This is a genomic window from Kitasatospora sp. NPDC004615 (assembly GCF_042873545.1).
Taxonomy (GTDB): Bacteria; Actinomycetota; Actinomycetes; order Streptomycetales; family Streptomycetaceae; genus Kitasatospora.
Genome location: NZ_JBIALQ010000001.1, coordinates 229,849 through 251,551, shown reverse-complemented (window position 1 = coordinate 251,551; position 21,703 = coordinate 229,849). Strand labels below are relative to the sequence as shown.

Here is a 21,703-nt window from a genome sequence, read left to right as displayed (position 1 = left end):
CGTGGAAGCCCCCGGCACCGACCCGGCCACCAGCGCCGCACTGGCCGCCGACACCCCCGCCGCCCTCGCCCTGCTGCGCGAGGGCGCGCTGGCCGTCCACGGCCGGGTCACCGACGCCTCCAACGCCGTCCTCTACTGCACCGCCACGCTGGACGGCGTCACCGCCCCCTGCGTGTACAAGCCCGTCGCCGGCGAACGCCCGCTGTGGGACTTCCCCGACGGCACCCTGGCCGGTCGGGAGACCGCCGCCCACGAGGTCTCCGCCGCCACCGGCTGGCAGCTGATCCCGCCGACCGTCCTGCGTGACGGCCCGGCCGGCCCCGGCATGGTCCAGCTGTGGATCGAACCCGACCCGGACGCCCCCGAACTCCTCGACCTCCAGCCCCTGGACGGGCCCGCCGACGGCTGGCTCCCCATCGTCCGCGCCGAGGTCGACGCCGGACGCCAGGCCTGGCTGGTGCACCGCGACGACGAACGGCTGCGCCGGCTCGCCGTGCTGGACGCCGTCCTCAACAACGCCGACCGCAAGGGCGGCCACTGGCTGCCCGCCGCCGACGGCCGGATCTACGGCATCGACCACGGCGTCACCTTCCACACCGAGCCCAAACTCCGCACCCTGCTGTGGGGCTGGGCCGACCGCCCGCTCACCGCCGAGGCCCTCGACGTCCTCGGCCGGCTCGCCACCGACCTCGACGGCGCCCTCGGCGAGCGGCTGCGCCCGCACCTGACCCCCGTCGAACTCGACGCGCTGCGAGCCCGGACCGGCGCGCTGCTGGCCTCCGGACGGCATCCGCTGCCGTCGGCTGACTGGCCGTCTATTCCCTGGCCGCCGGTCTGATACCGATCCGAAACAGAGAACAAGCGGAATCAAGCCGATCATGCCAACAGGTTGGTCTTTCAAATCAGTGCACGGTTAGAGTCGGTGCCATGCATGCCTGGCCCACTTCCGAGGTTCCCGCCCTGCCCGGTCAGGGGCTTCCCCTGCGCATTTACGACACCGCCACGAGCAGTGTCCGAGAGGTCGTTCCCACGGGCCCGACCGCCCGGCTCTACGTCTGCGGCATTACCCCTTACGACGCGACCCACCTGGGCCACGCAGCCACCTACAACACCTTCGACCTGGTCCAGCGGGTCTGGAAGGACGCCGGCCACGACGTCCTGTACGTCCAGAACGTCACCGACGTCGACGACCCGCTCCTGGAGCGTGCCGTCGCCACCGGCCAGGACTGGACCGAACTCGCCGCCCGCGAAACCGCGCTGTTCCGCGAGGACATGACCGCGCTGCGGATGCTCCCGCCCGCGCACTACATCGGCGCCGTCGAATCCATCCCGTGGATCGTCCCGCTGGTGCAGCAGCTGCTCGCCTCCGGCGCCGCCTACGAGGTCGACGGCGACATCTACTTCTCCGTCGAGTCCGACCCGCACTTCGGCGAGGTCTCCGGGCTCACCCGCGAACAGATGCTGCCGATCTTCGCCGAACGCGGCGGCGACCCCGAGCGTCCCGGCAAGAAGAACCCCCTCGACGCGCTGCTCTGGCTCGCCGCCCGCCCCGGCGAACCCGCCTGGGACACCGAACTGGGCCACGGCCGGCCCGGCTGGCACATCGAGTGCGTCGCCATCGCGCTCAAGTACCTCGGCATGGAGTTCGACCTCCAGGGCGGCGGCAGCGACCTGTCCTTCCCGCACCACGAGATGGGCGCCTCGCACGCCCAGGTCGCCCTCGGCACCCACCCCTACGCCCGCGCCTACGTGCACGCCGGGATGGTCGGCCTCGACGGCCACAAGATGTCCAAGTCCCGGGGCAACCTGGTGTTCGTCTCGGCCCTGCGACGCGACGGCATCGACCCCGCCGCGATCAGGCTCGCGCTGCTCGCCCACCACTACCGCAGCGACTGGGAATGGACGGCCGAGGACCTCGACACCGCCCTCACCCGCCTCGCCACCTGGCGCGCAGCGGTCTCCCGCCCCGACGGCCCCCCGGCCACCGCACTGCTCGCCGAGCTCCGCGAGGCCCTCGCCAACGACCTCGACGCCCCTGCGGCCCTCGCCGCGGTGGACCGCTGGGCGGCGACCGCCCACGCGGACGGCGGCGAGGACACCGGCGCCCCGGGCCTGGTCTCCCGCGCGGTCGACGCGCTCCTGGGCGTAGCCCTGTAGAAGGCAGGTGGGTGCGAAGACAGGGGCGCGGGGAACTGCGCGAAGCGGAAGGCACCCAACAGTCAGATCGGCCCGAGGACAGAACCACCGTCCTCGGGCCGATCCGCTGTGCGGCTACTCGTCTTCCTCGTCCTTGGGCCGTTCCGTCGCGTGCCCCGTGATGGGCTTCTCGCCCTTCGGCCCCTGGTTCTCGCGGCGCCGCAGGTACCTCTCGAATTCGCGGGCGATCGCGTCCCCGGATGCCTCCGGCAACTCCGCGGTGTCCTGCGCCTCCTCCAACTGCTGCACGTACTCCGCGACTTCGGAGTCCTCCGCGGCGAGCTGGTCGACGCCGAGCTGCCAGGCGCGGGCGTCGTCGGCGAGTTCGCCCGGGGGGATGCGGAGGTCGAGGAGGTCTTCCAGCTTGTTGATCAGGGCCAGGGTGGCCTTGGGGTTGGGCGGCTGGGAGACGTAGTGCGGGACGGCGGCCCAGAAGGTGACGGCGGGGACGCCGGCGTGGGCGCAGGCCTCCTGGAGGACGCCGACGATGCCGGTGGGGCCCTCGTAGCGGCTCTCTTCGAGGTCGAGGCTGCGGGCCACCGTCGCGTCGGAGGTGACACCGGAGACCGGGACCGGCCGGGTGTGCGGGGTGTCGCCCAGCAGCGCGCCCAGGACGACGACCAGTTCGACGCCCAACTCGTGGGCGAAGCCGAGCAGTTCGTTGCAGTAGGAGCGCCAGCGCATGCTGGGCTCGATGCCGCGGACGAGCACTAGGTCGCGCGGCTTGGGCTCGGTGACCCGGACCACCGAGAGTCTGGTGGTGGGCCAGGTGATCCGGCGGACTCCGCCGTCGAGCCAGATGGTGGGCCGGTTGACCTGGAAGTCGTAGTAGTCCTCGGCGTCGAGCGCGGCGAACACCTTGCCGCCCCAGGTCTCGTCGAGGTGTCCGAGCGCGGCGGAGGCCGCGTCGCCGGCGTCGTTCCAGCCCTCGAAGGCGCAGATCATCACCGGGTCGATCAACTCGGGCAGGTCTTCCAGCTCGATCACCCGGCATCTCCCTCCGTGCGTGGCGGGGGCACTGCCGCCCCCAGGTCCCTACCTGCCCAGCCTACGGGCTTTGAATGCCACCCGTGGCCGGGCAAGGGGCCCAAGCGTACGCCGTGAGCGGACGGGGCACCGGGTCTCAGTCGACGGGCTCGGCGCAGGCGACGGTCGGGTTCATGGCGAGGGTGCCGGGCGGGGCGGGGATGGTGAAGGAGACCGTGGCCTCCTCGGGACAGGTGTGCTCGGTGCTGCCCTTGAGGCTGACGGTCTGCTTGACGTACTCCTTGTCGACCTTGTACTCGGGCTTGTGGTCGCCCTTCCCGTCGCAGCGGGTCTCGGCGACGCTGTCGGAGCCGCTGGCGCTCTTGACGGCGTAGACGCAGTCGCCCACGACGATGCCCACTCCGCCGCCACCGCCGGGGTCGCCCGGGTGCGGGTCGTGCAGGTTGCGCAGGCAGGCCCAGGCCGACTTGTTGCGGGCGACGTTGGTGAGCGCGTTCTGGGTGAGGTCGAGGGCGACGTCGGTGCCGTCGGGGCAGTCCGCGCCGTGCGGGAGGGCGGCGGCGACGCCGGTCAGGGTGCCGCTGCGCTTGGTGACCTTGGCCTCGGCGTTCGGGCTGTCGCAGGGCACCATCTCGTAGTGCGAGGTGGTGCCGCTGCCGCCCGGGTTGAGGGCGCGGGCGCATTTGCCCTCGGCGAAGTACGAGTCGTCGAGCTGCGGGGTCGACGGGGTACTGGCGGCGGGGGTCGGGGCGGTGGTCGAGACGGTGGGGGAGGGGCTGGGCGGCGGTGCGGCCTTGGCGTGCTTGGCAGGTTCGCAGCCGACCAGGAGCAGGCCGGCGGTGAGCAGCGCCAGTCCGGTTCCGGCGGTGCGCAGGAGTGTGCGGGGCATATGGTTCCTCCGTGCCCGAGTGGTGTGCGGCGGGCGGCGTGGCTGCCCAACCCGCCTGGAAATGCCGGGCTTTGGTCAACGCTACCTTGACGGGCCGTCAGGTCGGCGGGGGGATCTCCGCCGCGGTCGGCGCGCCCGTTCGCGGTTCCCCGCCCGAACCACCAGGCTGATCCGCAGAGATGGTTCCGTCTATCGGATTTACCGTTCTGCGGAGGAGAGAAGGCCATGAAGGCAGCTGTGGTCCGGGACTTCACTGAGCCGCTGGAGATCGAGGAACGTGAGGTGCCGACCCCGGCACCGCACCAGGTGCTGGTCAGGATCGAGTGCTCCGGCCTGTGCCACACCGACATTCACGCCGCCCGCGGCGACTGGCCGGTCAAGCCCTCCCCGCCGTTCGTGCCCGGCCACGAGGGCGTGGGCATCGTGGAGGCGGCCGGTTCGAACGTCCGGCACGTCGAGGTCGGCCAACGGGTCGCCATCCCGTGGCTGGCCGACGCCTGCGGACGCTGCGACTACTGCGTCACCGGCTGGGAGACGCTCTGCCTGTCCCAGCACAACTCCGGCTACTCGGTGGACGGCGCCTACGCCGAGTACGCCCTCGCGCACGGCGACTACGTGGTGCCCGTCCCCGACGGCGTGGACCCGATGGACGCCGCCCCGCTGTCCTGCGCGGGCGTCACCACGTACAAGGCGGTCAAGCTGGCCGGCGCCCGGCCCGGCACCCGGGTGCTGATCTCGGGCATCGGCGGCCTCGGCCACCTCGCGCTCCAGTACGCGCGGATCTTCGGCGCCGAGACCGTCGCGGTGGACATCACCGACGACAAACTGAAGCTCGCCGAGGACCTCGGCGCCGACCACGTCATCGACGCCCGCACCCAGGACGTCGCGCAAGAGGTGCACAAGCTCGGCGGCGCCGACGCCGCCGTCTCACTGGCCGTCAGCAACGCGTCCTTCCGCGCCGCCTACGACTCGCTGCGCCGCGGCGGCACCCTCGTACTGGTCGCGCTTCCCGCGGAGGGCGAGCTGACGCTGCCGGTGTTCGAGACGGTGCTGAACGGCACCAAGGTGATCGGCTCGATCGTCGGCACCCGGCAGGACCTCGCGGAGGTGTTCCGGCTGCACGGGCTGGGCCGCACCAAGGTGATCCGGGAGACCCGCAAGCTGGAGGACGTCAACTCCTGCTTCGAGGACGTGCTCGCGGGCAAGGTCTCGGCCCGCCTGGTGTTCGACCTGCGCTGACCCCAGCGGCGGAGAGGGGGACGGGACACCCGTCCCCCCCGACGACACCGCGTCAGGCAGAAGCCCGCCCGGTCATCAGGGCGGTGATCTCCGCGGCGAGCTCCGGGCCTAGCTCGCCCCAGCCCTCCTTGTAGCCGTACACGCCGGCCAGGGTGCGGGCCTCGTAGTCGCCGTTCAGCACCTCGATGTCCTCGGCGGTGATCAGCGACGGGTGGGCGACGCCGAGCGCCGAGGAGACCTTCGTCAACTCCTTGCGCAGGGTGCGCAGGTAGACCGCCGCCCGGGCCGACTTGGAGACCGGGTCCACGCCGCGGGCCAGCCACGGGTTCTGGGTGGCGATGCCGGTCGGGCACTTGTCGGTGTGGCACTTCTGGGCCTGGATGCAGCCGATCGACAGCATCGCCTCGCGCGCCACGTTGATCATGTCGGCGCCCAGCGCGAACGCCACCGCCGCGTTCTCCGGCAGGCCGAGCTTGCCGGAGGCGATGAACGTCAGCTCGTCGGTCAGCCCCAGCTCCGCGAAGGTGCCGTAGACCCGGGAGAAGCCCATCCGGAACGGCAGGGACACCGAGTCCGCGAACATCCGCGGCGCCGCACCGGTGCCGCCCTCGCCGCCGTCGATCGTCACGAAGTCGACGCCCCGGTCGCCGCGCGCCATCTGCGCGGCCAGCTCCTGCCAGAAGTCCAGCTCGCCGACGGCGCTCTTGATGCCGACCGGCAGGCCGGTCTCGGCGGCCAGCAGCTCGACGAAGTCCAGCATCGAGTCCACGTCGCCGAACGCCGAGTGCCGCGACGGCGAGGCGCAGTCCTCGCCCACGGGTATGCCGCGGATCTTCGCGATCTCGGGCGTCACCTTCGCGCCCGGCAGCATGCCGCCCAGGCCCGGCTTGGCGCCCTGCGACAGCTTGATCTCGATCGCCCGGACCGGCGCCCCCGCCACCACGTCCTTGAGCTTGTCGAGGTTGAAGGTGCCGTCCTCGTTGCGGCAGCCGAAGTACGAGGTGCCGAGCTGGAGCACCAGGTCGGCGCCGCCCCGGTGGTACGGCGACAGGCCGCCCTCACCGGTGTTGTGCATCGCGCCGGCCTGCGCCGCGCCCTTGTTCAGCGCGGTGATGGCCGCGCCGGAGAGCGAGCCGAAGCTCATCGCGGAGATGTTCACCACGCTGCCCGGCCGGAACGCCTTGGCCCGCCCGCGCGGCCCGCCCAGCACCTTGGCCGACGGCAGCGGCGCCTGCGGGTCGTGCCCGTCCGGCAGCGGCCCGGCGAAGGTGCGCTGCTTCAGGTAGGCGCGGCCCTGCGCCTGAGCGACGTCCACCTCGGTGCCGAACCCGAAGTAGTTGTTCTCCTCCTTGGCGGAGGCGTAGATCCAGCTCCGCTGGTCACGGCTGAACGGCCGCTCCTCCTCGTTGGAGGTCACGATGTACTGCCGCAGCTCCGGCCCGATCGTCTCCAGCGCGTACCGGGCGTGCCCGAGCACCGGGAAGTTCCTCAGCAGTGCGTGCTTCTTCTGGAGCAGGTCGCGGGCGGCGAGCGCCGCCACCGCGGCGGCGGCGGCAGCCGCGCCGATCTTCCGGGCTTGCATGGACGTTCGTTCCTCCTGGGTGCCGGCCCCGTCCCCACGCGGCGGTGCCGGGAGCGATGCTAGGAAACCCTCCGGACCGTCCCGCGCACCGGGGGCCGGAGGGCCGGATCGCACCAGGTCAGAGGCACCAGCCGTCCCGGTACGCCGCCCAGTGGTCCGGGGTCGCCGCGAAGTCCACGTACAGCGCCAGCCCGAAGTTCTGCCGCGAGCCCGGGCCGAGCGCGAGGCGGGCGCCGCGGACGGCGGCGCGGACCGTCTCGGCGTCGCCCCGGTGGGCCGGGGTGTCGTCCCAGTACGCGGGCAGACCCATCAGCAGATCGGTCCCCGGCGGGGTGTTGGCCAGCGCCAGCTCGGTCTGCCGGGCGACGTAGCCGCCGTACAGCGACTCCACCGGCATCGAGGTGTCGTAGGACATCACCGCGACCTGGTCGACCCGCCGCGCGGCCTGCGCGAAGTACCCGGGGCTCCACCACTTGCCGTGGTCGGTGAGCGCGAAGGTCACCCGGCCGATCATCGGGACGGGCTCGATCTGCGGCGCGGCGATGGACAGCGGCACGCCCCGGGCGGCGGTCAGCGCGTGCACCTGGTCGAGCAGCGCGAGGAACCCGGGGGAGTCGTTGTGCACCGGTTCCAGGTCGAAGTGGACGCCGTCGAAGCCCAGGTCGAGGACCTGTTTCGCGGAGGCGGTGATCCGCTCCCGCACGTCCGGCCGGTCCAGGTGCAGGCCCACTTTCTCCGGCGCGACCACGTCGCCCAGCCAGGACTGGATCCGCACCCCCGGCATCGCGGCCCGGGCCCGCTCCAGGAAACCGGCCACCCCCGGGGCCAGCTTCGGATCGAGCGAACCGTCGTGCTCCAGCGGGCCGGTGTGCACGTACAGGTCGTGGATGCCGGTGCCGCGCACCCGCGACGCCAGCATCGTCAGATCCGCGTCGGTGCGCCGCCCGTCCACCCAGGCGTGGCCCAGCCAGATCGCGTCCCGGCCGCGGGTGCGGGCGTCGACCGCCGGGTCGCCGGAGTAGTACCAGCGCAGCGCCAGCCCTGCGCCCACCACCGGCACCACCAGCATCGCGAGCACCACCAGGCACGCCGTCACCACCCGGCGGCGCCGGGTCCAGCGGGTGCGGCGGCTCCAACGGCGACGCGCCCGGGCGGGCACCGTCCGCCATACGGACGGCCCAAGGGCACGGACACGGTGACGCCACCTGCTCGAACGCGATGAAGCGGGCATGGATGGGCTCCCTTCCGGTGGATGGGGACGCCCACGATGCGAAATGGGTTCCATCGCACCGCCGTCGGGCGGATACCCTGACCGGGTGCGTCCCCGGTCAAGGGGGGGCCGCATAGCCGACAGCCGTCGCACTCAGGGAGCAGCCTCATGGCCACCGTTGTATCCGCGTCCACCCAGCAGGACCGCGCCACCGCCTTGCGCGAGGCCCTCGCCACCCGGGTGGTGGTAGCCGACGGAGCGATGGGCACGATGCTCCAGGCCCAGGAGCCGACGCTGGAGGACTTCCAGCAGCTCGAGGGCTGCAACGAGGTCCTCAACGTGACCCGCCCCGACATCGTCCGCTCGGTGCACGACGCGTACTTCGCGGTCGGCGTGGACTGCGTGGAGACCAACACCTTCGGCGCCAACCACTCGGCGCTCGGCGAGTACGACATCTCCGACCGGATCTTCGAGCTGTCCGAGGCCGGCGCCCGGATCGCCCGCGAGGTCGCCGACGAGTTCACCGCCAAGGACGGCCGCACCCGCTGGGTGCTCGGCTCGATCGGCCCCGGCACCAAGCTGCCGACGCTCGGCCACACCACCTTCGAGACGGTCCGCGAGGGCTTCCGGCAGAACGCGGCCGGCCTGATCGCGGGCGGCGCCGACGCGCTGCTTGTCGAGACCAGCCAGGACCTGCTGCAGACCAAGGCCTCCGTGCTGGGCTGCAAGGACGCCCTCGCCGAGGCAGGCCTGGACCTGCCGGTGCTGGCGCAGGTCACGGTGGAGACCACCGGCACCATGCTGCTGGGCTCGGAGATCGGCGCGGCGCTGACCGCGCTGGAGCCGCTCTCCATCGACTTCATCGGCATGAACTGCGCCACCGGCCCCGCCGAGATGAGCGAGCACCTGCGCTACCTGGCGAAGAACGCCAAGATCGGCCTGTCCTGCATGCCGAACGCGGGCCTGCCGGTGCTCACCAAGGACGGCGCCCACTACCCGCTCAGCCCCGCCGAACTCGCCGACGCGCACGAGGCGTTCGTCCGGGACTACGGCCTTTCGCTGGTCGGCGGCTGCTGCGGCACCACCCCCGAGCACCTGCGCCAGGTGGTCGAGCGGGTGCAGGGCCGGCCGATCACGCCGCGCGAGCCGAAGCCCGAGCCGGCCGCCGCCTCGCTGTACCAGGCGGTGCCGTTCCGGCAGGACACCTCGTACCTGGCGATCGGCGAGCGCACCAACGCCAACGGCTCGAAGAAGTTCCGCGAGGCGATGCTCGCCGCCGACTGGCAGACCTGCGTGGAGATCGCCCGCGAGCAGATCCGCGAGGGCGCCCACCTGCTCGACCTGTGCGTGGACTACGTGGGCCGCGACGGCGTCGCCGACATGAAGGAGATCGCCGGCCGCCTCGCCACCGCCTCCACCCTGCCGATCGTGCTCGACTCCACCGAGCCGCCGGTGCTCCGGGCCGGCCTGGAGATGCTCGGCGGCCGCGCGGTGCTGAACTCCGTCAACTACGAGGACGGCGACGGCCCCGACACCCGCTTCGGCAAGATCGCCGCACTCGCCCGCGAGCACGGCGCCGGCCTGATCGCCCTCACCATCGACGAGGACGGCCAGGCCCGCACCGCCGACAAGAAGGTCGCCATCGCCGAGCGGCTGATCGAGCAGCTGGGCCGCGAGTACGGCATCCACGAGAGCTCGATCCTGGTCGACTGCCTGGCCTTCACCCTGGCCACCGGCCAGGAGGAGTCCCGCCGCGACGGCATCGAGACCATCGAGGCGATCCGCGAACTCAAGCGCCGCCACCCGGACGTGCAGACCACCCTGGGCCTGTCCAACATCTCCTTCGGCCTCAACCCGGCCGCCCGGCAGGTCGTCAACTCGGTCTTCCTGCACGAGTGCGTGGAGGCCGGCCTGGACTCCGCGATCGTGCACGCCGCGAAGATCCTCCCGATGAACCGCATCCCCGAGGACCGCCGGCAGACCGCCCTCGACCTCGTCTACGACCGCCGCAGCGAGGGCTACGACCCGCTGCAGAAGCTGCTCCAGCTGTTCGAGGGCGTCTCCGCCGCCTCCAGCGCCGCCTCCAAGGCCGAGGAGCTGGCCGCCCTCCCGCTGGAGGAGCGCCTGCAGCGCCGCATCATCGACGGCGAACGCAACGGCCTGGAGGCCGACCTGGACGCCGCGCTGACCGAGCGCCCGGCGCTGGAGATCATCAACGACACGCTGCTGTCCGGCATGAAGGTGGTCGGCGAACTGTTCGGCTCCGGCGAGATGCAGCTGCCGTTCGTGCTGCAGTCCGCCGAGGTGATGAAGGCCGCGGTGGCCCACCTGGAGCCGCACATGGAGAAGTCCGACAGCGAGGGCAAGGGCACCATCGTGCTGGCCACCGTCAAGGGCGACGTCCACGACATCGGCAAGAACCTGGTCGACATCATCCTGTCCAACAACGGCTACAACGTGGTCAACATCGGCATCAAGCAGCCGGTGTCGGCGATCGTCGAGGCCGCCCAGGAGCACAAGGCCGACGTGATCGGCATGTCCGGCCTGCTGGTCAAGTCCACGGTGATCATGAAGGAGAACCTGGAGGAGCTCAACCAGCGCGGCCTGGCCGCCGACTTCCCGGTGATCCTCGGCGGCGCCGCCCTCACCCGCGCCTACGTCGAGCAGGACCTGCACGAGGTCTACGACGGCGAGGTCCGCTACGCCCGCGACGCCTTCGAGGGCCTGCGGCTGATGGACGCCCTGATCGGCGTCAAGCGCGGCGTCCCCGGCGTCGTCCTGCCGGAGCTGCGCAAGCGCCGGCACGCCCGGGTCGAGGTCGAGGAGCCGGAGGAGGTCAACCTCGGCCAGATCCGCTCCGACGTGGCCGTCGACAACCGCGTCCCCACCCCGCCGTTCTGGGGCGACCGGATCATCAAGGGCATCCCGTTCCAGGACTACGCCTCCTGGCTCGACGAGGACGCCCTGTTCAAGGGCCAGTGGGGCCTCAAGGGCGGCCGCTCCGGAGGGCCGTCGTACGAGGAGCTGGTGGAGACCGAGGGCCGCCCGCGCCTGCGCGGCTGGCTGGACCGCCTGCAGACCGAGGGCTGGCTGGAGCCCGCCGTCGTCTACGGCTACTTCCCTGCCAACTCCAAGGGCGACGACCTGATCCTCTACCGCGAGGACGGCTCCGAACTGACCCGGTTCACCTTCCCTCGCCAGCGCCGCGGCCGCCGCCTGTGCCTGGCCGACTTCTTCCGCCCGGAGGAGAGCGGCGAGCGCGACGTGGTCGGCCTCCAGGTGGTCACCATGGGCAACCGGATCTCCGAGGCCGCGAACGAGCTGTTCGCCGGCAACTCCTACCGCGACTACCTCGAACTGCACGGCCTGTCCGTGCAGTTGGCCGAGGCGCTGGCCGAGTTCTGGCACGCCCGGGTCCGCTACGAGCTCGGCTTCGGCGACGAGGACCCGCAGGACGTCAAGGACATGTTCGCGCTCAAGTACCGCGGCGCGCGCTTCTCGCTCGGCTACGGCGCCTGCCCGAACCTGGAGGACCGCGCCAAGATCGCCGAACTGCTCAGGCCCGAACGGGTCGGCGTGATCCTCTCCGAGGAGTACCAGCTGCACCCCGAGCAGTCCACCGACGCCATCGTCCTGCACCACCCCGAGGCCAAGTACTTCAACGCCCGGTAGAACACTTCCACCACAGATCATCCGTTCGCCCCGCAGGCGTCCGGCGCAATCCGCCCCGGCGGGCGTATTCTTGATGATCCTGAACGGGCCGGTCCGCTCACCAGCGGGCCGGCCTGTGCCATCCCCGGACGCGGTGCGCTCCGGACGACCACCCGGAAGGACGGCGCGCATGACGACGGTCTCGACCCCGATCCGTGTCGGCGGAGACGGCGACGGCAGCGGCTTGCAGGCCGTCCTGCTGGACATGGACGGCACCCTGGTCGACACCGAGGACTTCTGGTGGCAGGCCGAGGTCGACCTGTTCGCCGAACTCGGCCACCACCTCACCGCCGAGGACCGCACCCACGTGGTCGGCGGCCCGATGACCCGCGTCATCGACTACCTGCTCACCCGCACCGGCGCGGCCATCCGCCCCGCCGACCTCGGCGCCCAGATCAACCAGCGCTTCGTCGACCTGCTGCACGGCGGCGTCCCGCTGATGCCCGGCGCCGAGCGCCTGCTCAACACCCTTGCCGCGCACGGCATCCCGGCCGCCCTGGTGTCCGCCTCGCACCGGCACATCATCGACATCGTGCTGCGCAGCCTGGGCGCGCAGAACTTCGCCTTCACGGTGGCCGGGGACGAGGTCCCGCGCACCAAGCCCTTCCCGGACCCGTACCTGACTGCCGCGGCCCGCCTGGGCGCCGACCCGGCCCGCTGCGTGGTCGTCGAGGACACCCCCACCGGCGTCGCCGCCGCCGAGGCGGCGGGCTGCCCCGTCATCGCGGTACCCTCCATCGCCACCATCGAGCCCGGCCCCGGCCGGCTGGTGCTGTCCTCGCTGGAGCAGGTCGACCTCGACCTGCTGCGCACCCTGGCCGGCGCCCGGGTGTGACCTTCGTCTCCTTCATGCGGTTTTCCGGTTCCCCTCCGCGTCCGTGGGTACGCGGACCGTATCCGGCAGCAGGTGCGAAATCGGGCATTGGCTGACAACTCGTCGGTTCCCGGTGGGTAGCTTTCCGGGTCTCGCCGACCCATTGTTCGAACAGTCGGTGACCGACCCGGTGCGATGTGGCACGCTACATCCGATCAGTAGCCATCCCGCGCCGCCGCCCACCGCCGTCAGACCCCGGCCGGGGGCGCCCGCGCGTCGTACCAGACCTGCGCCGGCCGCCCCACCCCGCGGCCGGCCGGTTCTCCGGCGTCGGCCGGCCGCACGCAGTAAGGAAGACCACCCCGCATGACTACGCCCAACCGCCTGGCCGTGCTCAGCTGCGCCGCGCTCGTCGCCACCACGGCGGCCGGCTGCGCGTCCGTGGAGAAGGCTGCCACCGGCGGCGACAACGGTGCTGCGATCACCCTGGGCACCACCAACGGGACCACCGTGCTGGACCCGGCCGGCGCCTACGAAATCGGCTCCTGGCTGGTGCTCAACAACTCCTTCCAGTCGCTGCTGGCCTTCCCGCCCGGCGCGACCCTGCCGCAGCCGGACGCCGCGGAGTCGTGCCAGTTCACCGGCAACGACACGATGACGTACACCTGCACGCTGAAGACCGGGCTGAAGTTCACCAACGGGCACCCGGTGACGGCCGAGGACGTCAAGTACTCGATCGACCGCACCAAGAAGATCAACGACCCGAACGGTCCGCTCCCGCTGCTCTCCACCATCAAGTCGGTGGAGACCAACGGCGACCGCGAGGTCACCTTCCACCTGGAGACCCCGGACGCGGTCTTCCCGGCCAAGCTGGCCTCGCCGGCCGGCGCCATCGTGGACCACTCGGTCTTCCCGGCCGACAAGCTGCTCGAGAACGACAAGCTGGTCGGCTCCGGCGCGTACAAGATCGACGCGATCGAGAACCACGGCAAGAGCCCGGCCAAGGTCGCCCTCTCGCCGAACCCGACCTACAAGGGCAGCGCCACCAAGCCCGAGAACAGCAAGTTCACCGTCCGCTTCTACGAGAAGGCGGACGAGCTGAAGGCCGCCCTCGACAAGGGCGAGGTCGACGTCGCGGACAACAGCCTCGAACCTGCCACGGCCGCCCAGATCAAGAACGACGACCAGTCCGGCAAGGGCAACCTGCGGGTCGCCGAGGGCGACAGCGGCCAAACCTTCTACCTGGTGTTCAACACCAAGGACGAGGTGGGCGGCAAGCAGGCGGTCCGGCAGGCGATGGCCCAGCTGATCGACCGCAAGGCGCTCGTCCATGACGTGTACGCGGGCACCGTGCTGCCGCTGTACTCGGTCGTCCCGGCGGGCGTGGTTGGCCACAACACCGCGTTCTTCGACAAGTACGGCGAGCCGGACGTCGCCAAGGCCAAGAAGATCCTGACCGACGCGCACATCACCACCCCGGTCAAGATCAACCTGACCTGGTCCCGCTCCCGGGCCGGCGCCGCCGAGCTGGAGAACGTCAAGAAGCAGCTGGACGCCAGCGGCCTGTTCCAGGTGACGGTCCAGCAGGAGACGGACTGGAACACCTTCATCGCCAACTGGTCGAACAACAGCTACCAGGCCTACCTGATCGGCTGGACCCCCGACTACGTCGACGCGGACAACTACATCACCCCGCTGGTGGTCGGCGGCGGCGCGTTCCACAACAACTGGGACGACCCGCAGATCAGCACCAAGCTGGTGCCGGAATCGATCAAGCTCACCGACCGCACCGGCGGCGGCGCCTACGCGACGATCCAGAACAAGCTGGCCGACGCCGTGCCGATGGTCCCGCTGTACCAGAACAAGTCGTTCTACGTGTACCGGACCGGCGTCACCGGCGTCGACAGCACCGTGGACAACACCAGCCGCTTCCGCTTCTGGGAGATCGGCCGCACCGGCAAGAAGTAACGTTTCGCCCGGCCGTACGGCCACCAGAACGGCCCGCCACCCCCAAACCGGGGTGGCGGGCCGTCGGCCGTTCCAGAGGGCCTACAGGGCGCCGGGGCGCACCAGGCCGCTCTCGTACGCGTACACCGCGGCCTGCACCCGGTCGCGCAGCTGGAGCTTGGTCAGCACGTGGCCGACATGGGTCTTCACCGTCGTCTCGGAGACGAACAGCTCGGCCGCGATCTCCGCGTTCGACAGCCCGCGGGCCACCAGCCGCAGCACCTCCACCTCGCGCTCCGTCAGCACGGTCAGCGCCTGCGGCGGGGCCTCGTCACCGGACGGCAGCCTGGTGGCGTACATGTCCAGCAGCCGGCGGGTCACCGACGGGGCCAGCATCGCCGCACCGTCCGCCACCACCCGGATCGCCTGCACCAGCTCCTCCGCCGGGACGTCCTTCAGCAGGAAGCCGCTGGCGCCCGCGCGCAGCGCCTCCACCACGTACTCGTCCAGGTCGAAGGTGGTCAGCACCAGCACCTTCGCCGGGCCGCTGCGGTCCGGGCCGGCGATCCGGCGGGTGGCCTCCACGCCGTCCATCCGCGGCATCCGGATGTCCATCAGCACCACGTCCGGCTGCAGCGCGCGGACCTGGTCCAGCGCCTGCTGCCCGTCGCCCGCCTCGCCGACCACCACGAGATCGGACTCCGCCTCCAGAATCATCCGGAAACCGGTACGGAGCAGCGGCTGGTCGTCCACCAGCAGCACACGGATCGTCACCTACGACTCCTTGCGGGGATTGGTCAGAGTAGCCAGGGGCAGCGGATACGGCGGGGGAGTGCCGCCGAACTCCGGACAGCTGGGCTTGTGGTCGCACCAGTCGCACAGCCGGTTGCGGGTCGCCGGGAACTCGCCGGTGGCCACCGCCGCCGAGATCGCCTCCCACAGCGCCTCCAGCTTCCGCTCCACCGCCAGCAGATCGGCCTCGTCCGGGTCGTACGTCACCACGTCGCCGCCGCCGCCGAGATACACCAGCTGCAGCCGCTTGGGGAGCACGCCCTTCCACCGCCAGACCACCAGCGCGTAGAACTTCATCTGGAACATCGCCTTGCCCTCGAAGTCCCGCGAGGGCGCCCGGCCGGTCTTGTAGTCCACCAGCCGCACCTCGCCGGACGGCGCGACGTCCACCCGGTCGATGTAGCCGCGCAGCAGCAGGCCCGAGGCCAGCGCGGTCTGCACGTACAGCTCCCGCTCCACCGGGTGCAGCCGGGTCGGGTCCTCCAGCCGGAACCACTTCTCCACCAGCTTCTCGGCATCGCCCAGCCAGGCGGCCAGCTTCCCGGCGTCATCCGGGAACAGATCGGCCAGCTCCGGCCGTTCCCCGAGCAACCGCTCCCACTGCGGGGCCAGCAGCCCCCGGGCCCGCTCGGGGGTGCGCTCCACCGGCGGGTGGTCGAACAGCCGCTCCAGCACCGCGTGCACCAGCGTCCCCCGGGTCGCCGCCGCACTCGGCGGCTCCGGCAGCCGGTCGATCACCCGCAGCCGGTACAGCAGCGGGCAGGTCATGAAGTCACCCGCCCGGGACGGCGACAGCCCGGTCGGCGCGGCCGCCGGACGGGCAGTGGGCGTGGGGTCGGTCTGCTGCATGCCCCGACCCTATTGCACCGGACGGACAGCATGGGCGAACGGGTCGAGAAGCTGGGTATGGCATAAGGAGAGCGGGGTGCGCCGCCGCAGTGGGCCGGAGATCACGTAGCGTACGAGGCACCCACGTCGCGAACGCGAAATCCACGTAGCGTGCGGGGCACCAGAGGGTCGGCGGAGGGTGGAGGGAGCACGGTGAACGACACCAAGGGGCGGGCACCCGGGGCACCGGACTCGCCGGACAGGGGCGAACCGCCCCGCGGCGGCATCCTGATGGGCCGCCCGTTCGGCGTGCCCGTCTACGTCACCCCGTCCTGGTTCCTGGTCGCCGCACTGATCACCTGGATCTTCGGCAGCCGGCTCGCCTACGTCCTGCCCGAGCTCGGCGCCACCCGCTACCTGCTCGCCTTCTCCTTCGCCGTCGCCTTCTACGGCTCGGTGCTGGTCCACGAACTCGCCCACACCCTGGTCGGCCTGCGCTACAAGCTCGGCGTGCGCCGCATCCAGCTCCAGTTCCTCGGCGGCATCTCCGAGATCGAGAAGGAGGCCGACCGCCCCTGGCGCGAGTTCTGGCTCGCCCTCGTCGGCCCGCTGCTCTCCCTGGTACTGGCCGGCATCTTCTGGGCCGGCCTGCGCGCCGTCGAACCCGCCACCGTCCCCGGCGTGCTGCTGGCCGGCCTGATGATCTCCAACCTGGTGGTCGCCGCCTTCAACCTGCTGCCCGGCCTCCCGCTCGACGGCGGACGGATGCTGCGCGCCGTCGTCTGGGCCGTCACCGGCAACCCCATGAAGGGCACCCTCGCCGCCGTCTGGACCGGCCGCGCGCTGGCCATCGCCGTCGTCCTCGGCCTGCCCGTCATCGGCGCCGCGCAGAACGCCGAACGCTCCACCGGCGAAGCCATGCTCGACGGCGTCCTCGCCGCCATCCTCGGCTTCATCATCTGGCAGGGCGCCGGCAACTCGCTGCGCAACGCCCGCCTCAAGGAGGTCCTGCCCGGGCTCAAGGTCCGCGACCTGGCCCGCCGCAGCATCGACGTCACCGCCGACACCCCCCTCGGCGAGGCCCTCCGCCGCGCCCACGAGGCACACGCCGGCGCCCTCGTGGTCGTCGACGGCCGCGGCGAACCCACCGGCCTGGTCAAGGAATCCGCGGTCGGCAAAGTCCCCGAACACCGCCGTCCCTGGGTCGCCGTCTCCGCCGTCTCCCGCGACCTCGAACCCGGCCACACCATCCCCGTCGACCTGGCCGGCGAACAGATCCTGGAAACCCTGCGCCGCGCCCCCGCCTCCGAATACCTGGTGGTCCGCGCCGACGGCACCGTCTACGGCGTGCTCTCCCTCACCGACCTCGAACGCCGCCTCACCGCCGCCGTACTCGGGCGGCCGGGCGCCTGAACCGATCATGTGGTCGGGACGGCCCTCCGGCTCCCGTAGGATGGCCCCCATGTCCGAACCGACCGGTGCCGCCCGCCGACGCGGGCCCTTCCAGGTCGGGGACCAGGTCCAGCTGACCGACCCCAAGGGCCGCCACTACACGTTCACGCTCCAGGCCGGGAACCAATTCCACACCCACAAGGGTGCGTTCCCGCACGACGAGCTGATCGGCGCTCCCGAGGGCACGGTCGTCCGCACCACGGGAAACGTCCCGTACCTCGCGCTGCGCCCCCTGCTCCCCGACTACGTCCTGTCCATGCCGCGCGGCGCTGCCGTGATCTACCCCAAGGACGCGGGGCAGATCCTGGCGATGGCCGACATCTTCGCCGGCGCGAGGGTGGTGGAGGCGGGCGTTGGATCCGGCGCCCTGTCCACCTACCTGCTGCGCGCCGTCGGCGACACCGGCATGCTCGCCTCCTACGAACGGCGTGAGGACTTCGCGGACATCGCCCGCAGCAACGTCGAACGCTACTTCGGCGGCCCGCACCCCGCGTGGAAGCTCACCGTCGGCGACCTCCAGGACAACCTGGTCGAGACCGACGTCGACCGCGTCATCCTCGACATGCTCGCCCCCTGGGAGTGCCTGGACGTCGCCTCCAAGGCGCTCGTCCCCGGCGGCCTCATCTGCTGCTACGTGGCCACCACCACGCAGATGTCCCGCACCGTCGAGGCGCTGCGCGAACACGGCACCTTCACCGAGCCGCAGGCCTGGGAGACTATGGTCCGCACCTGGCACCTCGAAGGCCTCGCCGTCCGGCCCGACCACCGCATGATCGGCCACACCGGCTTCCTGCTCACGGCTCGCCGCCTGGCCGACGGCGTCGAACCCCCGCTCCGCCGCCGCCGCCCCGCGAAGGGCGCCTACGGCGAGGACTACGACAACGCCGAGCCCGAGCTGACGCTCGCGGAGCGGGCTGCGGTGCGCAAGGCGCAACGGGAAGCGGCCGCACATGATGGCCGCGACCTGAGCTGAGAAATTCGGCTACCAGGGGCGCGGGGAACTGCGCGAGCAAGGAACGCACGTCCGCAAGGTCGCGATCAACGGCAAGTCATTGCCCGCGTCGCGACCTTGCGGACGGGCGCCTTCCGATTCGCGCAGTTCCCCGCGCCCCTGTTTTCGCATCCACCCGCTTCCGCCCCTGGTTGTTCGCCCACACTTCCCACTGTGCGAAAATGCCCACACCGGAAGGGGAGTTCGTGGTGCATGCGCAGTCGGGGTTGAAGCACTGGGTGCTGGTTGCGGCGGGATGTGCCGCTGTTGTGGGTGGGGCGCTCGGGGCGAACTCGGCGACCGGGGCCGTGGTGACGGGTCATCAGGCCGAGGCGGTGGTGCCGGAGGTGGATCTGTCGAAGGTCCAACTGCCCATGGAGTGCGGGCCGTTCCCGGTCGCGGTGAGTCTGAAGGCGTCGGCGGTGGTGGACGGGAAGCCGCTCGGGGTGCTCGCGGCGCACTGCCAGGCCGACATGGGGACGCCGCCGGACCAGATGTTCGTGGTGGAAGGCGCCGGCAGGCCGGTCGAGTTGCTCTCGGACCGGGACGGCTACACGCTCACCGAGTTGGCGATCCGCTCCGACGGTTCGATCCGGGGCGCGGCTCGCGGCTACTCCTCCGACGACATACCGCGCTTCTCGCCGGACGTGGCGGTGGAGTTGGTGTGGACGAAGTCCACCGGCGGGGTGTGGGCGAAGACCGAGACCCGGACCGCCGCCCACACCGCCTGACGGTTCGTCAGTCCGCGTCCGGACCGTAGACCTCGACGCCGTCGGCGGCACGGCGGACGTGGATGCAGTCGCCCGGGCAGTCCTTCACCGAGTCGACGACGTCCTGAAGGAGCGTGAGCGGGACGGGCACCGTCTCGCCGGGCTGCTGCCGCAACTCGTCGTCCTCGCCCTTCACATAGGCGAGTCCGTCGATGTCGAGTTCGAAGACCTCGGGCGCGTACTGCGCACAGATCCCGTCCCCGGTGCACAGATCCTGGTCGATCCAGACTTCGAGTGCCTCGCCCGTCCCCGCCATTGCCCCTGCCGTTTCTGCTCTGGTCGCCCCGCATTCGGGGACATTCCTGTCACGATACATCCGCGCTGCTTTGAACCGTTGAGGGGTGGGCATCTCCTCTGTCAGAGGGGAAGCGTGCAGGGCGAACATCGGACACGCCCGATCCATCTTTCTGATCTAGGGGTTTACATGACCCTGGTCCCAGGTAGGTTTGGGTCGTCCAGCTCCCCCAGGAGGAGGTGAGGACCGTGGCAGCCAACGATGACGACTACGACCGCAGCGCCGGCAGGCCCGCACGGGGGTCCGACGAGGCCGCGCAGGTCTCCTACCTCGAGCAGGAGATCGCCGTCCTTCGGCGCCGGCTCGCCGATTCTCCGCGCAGCTCAAGGGTGCTTGAGGAGCGGATCGTCGAGCTGCAGACCAACCTGGCCGGCGTGACCGCCCAGAACGAGAGGCTTGTCGCCACCCTGCGCGAGGCCCGCGACCAGATCGTGGCCCTCAAGGAGGAAGTGGACCGGCTCGCCCAGCCGCCCGCCGGATTCGGCGTCTTCCTCGAGCAGAACGAGGACGGCACGGCCGACATCTTCACCGGCGGCCGCAAGCTCCGGGTCAACGTCAGCCCCAGCGTGGAGCTGGACGAGCTGAGCCGCGGCCAGGAGGTGATGCTCAACGAGGCGCTGAACGTCGTCGAGGCGATGGCGTTCGAGCGGATCGGCGAGATCGTCACGCTCAAGGAGCTGCTGGAGGGCGGCGACCGCGCGCTGGTGGTCGGGCACACCGACGAGGAACGGGTGGTGCGCCTCGCGGAGCCGCTCCGCGAACTCACCCTGCGGGCGGGCGACGCGCTGCTGCTGGAGCCGCGCTCGGGTTACGTGTACGAGGTGGTGCCGAAGTCCGAGGTCGAGGAACTGGTCCTCGAGGAGGTCCCGGACATCGACTACCGGCAGATCGGTGGCCTGGCCAACCAGATCGAGCAGATCCGGGACGCGGTCGAGCTGCCCTACCTGCACGCCGACCTGTTCAAGGAGTTCGAGCTCCGCCCGCCCAAGGGCGTGCTGCTGTACGGCCCGCCCGGATGCGGCAAGACGCTGATCGCCAAGGCGGTCGCCAACTCGCTGGCCAAGAAGGTCGCCGAGGTGACGGGCCGGCCGCAGGGCAAGAGCTACTTCCTGAACATCAAGGGCCCCGAGCTGCTCAACAAGTTCGTGGGCGAGACCGAGCGGCAGATCCGCCTGGTCTTCCAGCGGGCCCGGGAGAAGGCGGGCGAGGGCACGCCGGTCATCGTCTTCTTCGACGAGATGGAGTCGCTGTTCCGCACCCGCGGCTCCGGCGTCAGCTCGGACGTGGAGAACACCATCGTCCCGCAGCTGCTGGCGGAGATCGACGGCGTGGAGGGCCTGGAGAACGTCATCGTGATCGGCGCCTCCAACCGCGAGGACATGATCGACCCGGCGATCCTGCGGCCCGGCCGGCTGGACGTCAAGATCAAGATCGAGCGGCCGGACGCCGAGGCGGCCAAGGACATCTTCTCCAAGTACCTCAAGGACTCGCTGCCGTTCCACCCCGACGACGTCAAGGAGCACGAGGGCTCGGTGCCCGCCACCGTCGCCGCCATGATCCAGTCGGTGGTCGAGCGGATGTACTCCGAGACCGAGGAGAACCGCTTCCTGGAGGTCACCTACGCCAACGGTGACAAGGAGGTGCTGTTCTTCAAGGACTTCAACTCCGGCGCGATGATCCAGAACATCGTCGACCGCGCGAAGAAGATGGCCATCAAGGACTTCCTCGACCACGGCCAGCGCGGTCTGCGCGTCTCCCACCTGCTCGCCGCCTGCGTGGACGAGTTCAAGGAGAACGAGGACCTGCCCAACACCACCAACCCGGACGACTGGGCCCGCATCTCCGGCAAGAAGGGCGAGCGGATCGTGTTCATCCGCACCCTCGTCACCGGCAAGCAGGGCGCCGAGTCCGGTCGCTCCATCGACACTGTCGCCAACACGGGGCAGTACCTGTAGTACGCGAACCACCCGTCCGGCTGCGGCGCTCGCAGGGCTCCGCAG

General features: G+C 71.0%; 17 protein-coding genes. 10 read left to right on the top strand and 7 right to left on the bottom strand.

Annotated features, from left to right (window positions below):
• Position 1 precedes the first annotated feature (1 nt).
• Together ACFYS8_RS01200 and mshC are read left to right on the top strand one after the other, a co-directional pair.
• A complete protein-coding gene (locus ACFYS8_RS01200) occupies positions 2-838 on the top strand; it encodes an SCO1664 family protein (RefSeq protein ID WP_387636775.1) in 837 nt (278 codons plus the stop codon).
• 89 nt (positions 839-927) lie between these two features.
• Positions 928-2,157 (top strand): cysteine--1-D-myo-inosityl 2-amino-2-deoxy-alpha-D-glucopyranoside ligase, encoded by a 1,230-nt coding sequence (gene mshC, locus ACFYS8_RS01195; protein WP_387634046.1) that lies wholly within the window; start codon positions 928-930, stop codon positions 2,155-2,157.
• A 114-nt stretch (positions 2,158-2,271) separates the two neighbouring features.
• Here mshC and ACFYS8_RS01190 read toward each other — a convergent pair whose 3' ends face one another.
• Both ACFYS8_RS01190 and ACFYS8_RS01185 read right to left on the bottom strand, forming a co-directional pair.
• Positions 2,272-3,183 (bottom strand): PAC2 family protein, encoded by a 912-nt coding sequence (locus tag ACFYS8_RS01190; protein WP_387634044.1) that lies wholly within the window; start codon positions 3,181-3,183, stop codon positions 2,272-2,274.
• 136 nt (positions 3,184-3,319) lie between these two features.
• Positions 3,320-4,072 (bottom strand): hypothetical protein, encoded by a 753-nt coding sequence (locus ACFYS8_RS01185; RefSeq protein WP_387634042.1) that lies wholly within the window; start codon positions 4,070-4,072, stop codon positions 3,320-3,322.
• Positions 4,073-4,297: 225 nt separating this feature from the next.
• On the opposite strand from ACFYS8_RS01185, the gene adhP reads away from it, so the two are divergent.
• A complete protein-coding gene (adhP, locus tag ACFYS8_RS01180; RefSeq protein WP_387634040.1) occupies positions 4,298-5,311 on the top strand; it encodes an alcohol dehydrogenase AdhP in 1,014 nt (337 codons plus the stop codon).
• A 52-nt stretch (positions 5,312-5,363) separates the two neighbouring features.
• Here adhP and ACFYS8_RS01175 read toward each other — a convergent pair whose 3' ends face one another.
• Both ACFYS8_RS01175 and ACFYS8_RS01170 read right to left on the bottom strand, forming a co-directional pair.
• On the bottom strand, positions 5,364-6,893 hold the full coding sequence (locus ACFYS8_RS01175) for an FMN-binding glutamate synthase family protein (RefSeq protein ID WP_387634038.1): 1,530 nt from the start codon (positions 6,891-6,893) through the stop codon (positions 5,364-5,366).
• 118 nt (positions 6,894-7,011) lie between these two features.
• The gene (locus tag ACFYS8_RS01170; RefSeq protein WP_387634036.1) at positions 7,012-8,052 is read right to left on the bottom strand and encodes a hypothetical protein; all 1,041 of its coding nucleotides are present in this window, start codon (positions 8,050-8,052) and stop codon (positions 7,012-7,014) included.
• Between the two features lie 219 nt (positions 8,053-8,271).
• Here ACFYS8_RS01170 and metH point away from each other — a divergent pair, with 219 nt between their 5' ends.
• The 3 genes from metH (at position 8,272) to ACFYS8_RS01155 (ending at position 14,596) form a co-directional block, all read left to right on the top strand.
• On the top strand, positions 8,272-11,775 hold the full coding sequence (gene metH, locus ACFYS8_RS01165; protein ID WP_387634034.1) for a methionine synthase: 3,504 nt from the start codon (positions 8,272-8,274) through the stop codon (positions 11,773-11,775).
• 169 nt (positions 11,776-11,944) lie between these two features.
• The gene (locus tag ACFYS8_RS01160; protein WP_387634032.1) at positions 11,945-12,649 is read left to right on the top strand and encodes an HAD family hydrolase; all 705 of its coding nucleotides are present in this window, start codon (positions 11,945-11,947) and stop codon (positions 12,647-12,649) included.
• Between the two features lie 345 nt (positions 12,650-12,994).
• On the top strand, positions 12,995-14,596 hold the full coding sequence (locus tag ACFYS8_RS01155) for an ABC transporter substrate-binding protein (protein ID WP_387634030.1): 1,602 nt from the start codon (positions 12,995-12,997) through the stop codon (positions 14,594-14,596).
• Positions 14,597-14,677: 81 nt separating this feature from the next.
• On the opposite strand, the gene ACFYS8_RS01150 is transcribed toward ACFYS8_RS01155, so the two are convergent.
• Positions 14,678-15,349 carry a response regulator gene (locus tag ACFYS8_RS01150; protein WP_387634028.1) on the bottom strand — a complete coding sequence of 224 codons (672 nt, stop codon included), beginning with the start codon at positions 15,347-15,349 and terminating at the stop codon, positions 14,678-14,680.
• Entirely contained in the window at positions 15,350-16,216 is an 867-nt protein-coding gene (locus ACFYS8_RS01145; protein WP_387634026.1) for a RecB family exonuclease, read from the bottom strand. It abuts the gene before it with no gap.
• A 150-nt stretch (positions 16,217-16,366) separates the two neighbouring features.
• On the opposite strand from ACFYS8_RS01145, the gene ACFYS8_RS01140 reads away from it, so the two are divergent.
• From ACFYS8_RS01140 to ACFYS8_RS01130, 3 genes are all read left to right on the top strand, one after another.
• Positions 16,367-17,608: a site-2 protease family protein gene (locus ACFYS8_RS01140; RefSeq protein ID WP_387634024.1), complete on the top strand. Its 1,242-nt coding sequence runs from the start codon at positions 16,367-16,369 to the stop codon at positions 17,606-17,608.
• 49 nt (positions 17,609-17,657) lie between these two features.
• Positions 17,658-18,620, top strand: a complete 963-nt coding sequence (locus ACFYS8_RS01135; RefSeq protein WP_387634022.1) for a tRNA (adenine-N1)-methyltransferase — start codon at positions 17,658-17,660, stop codon at positions 18,618-18,620.
• A gap of 200 nt (positions 18,621-18,820) precedes the next feature.
• On the top strand, positions 18,821-19,369 hold the full coding sequence (locus ACFYS8_RS01130; RefSeq protein ID WP_387634020.1) for a hypothetical protein: 549 nt from the start codon (positions 18,821-18,823) through the stop codon (positions 19,367-19,369).
• A gap of 7 nt (positions 19,370-19,376) precedes the next feature.
• Here ACFYS8_RS01130 and ACFYS8_RS01125 read toward each other — a convergent pair whose 3' ends face one another.
• Positions 19,377-19,664, bottom strand: coding sequence for a ferredoxin (locus ACFYS8_RS01125; RefSeq protein ID WP_285737743.1), 288 nt, complete (start codon positions 19,662-19,664; stop codon positions 19,377-19,379).
• 227 nt (positions 19,665-19,891) lie between these two features.
• Here ACFYS8_RS01125 and arc point away from each other — a divergent pair, with 227 nt between their 5' ends.
• Positions 19,892-21,658 carry a proteasome ATPase gene (gene arc / locus ACFYS8_RS01120; protein ID WP_387634017.1) on the top strand — a complete coding sequence of 589 codons (1,767 nt, stop codon included), beginning with the start codon at positions 19,892-19,894 and terminating at the stop codon, positions 21,656-21,658.
• Positions 21,659-21,703 lie beyond the last annotated feature (45 nt).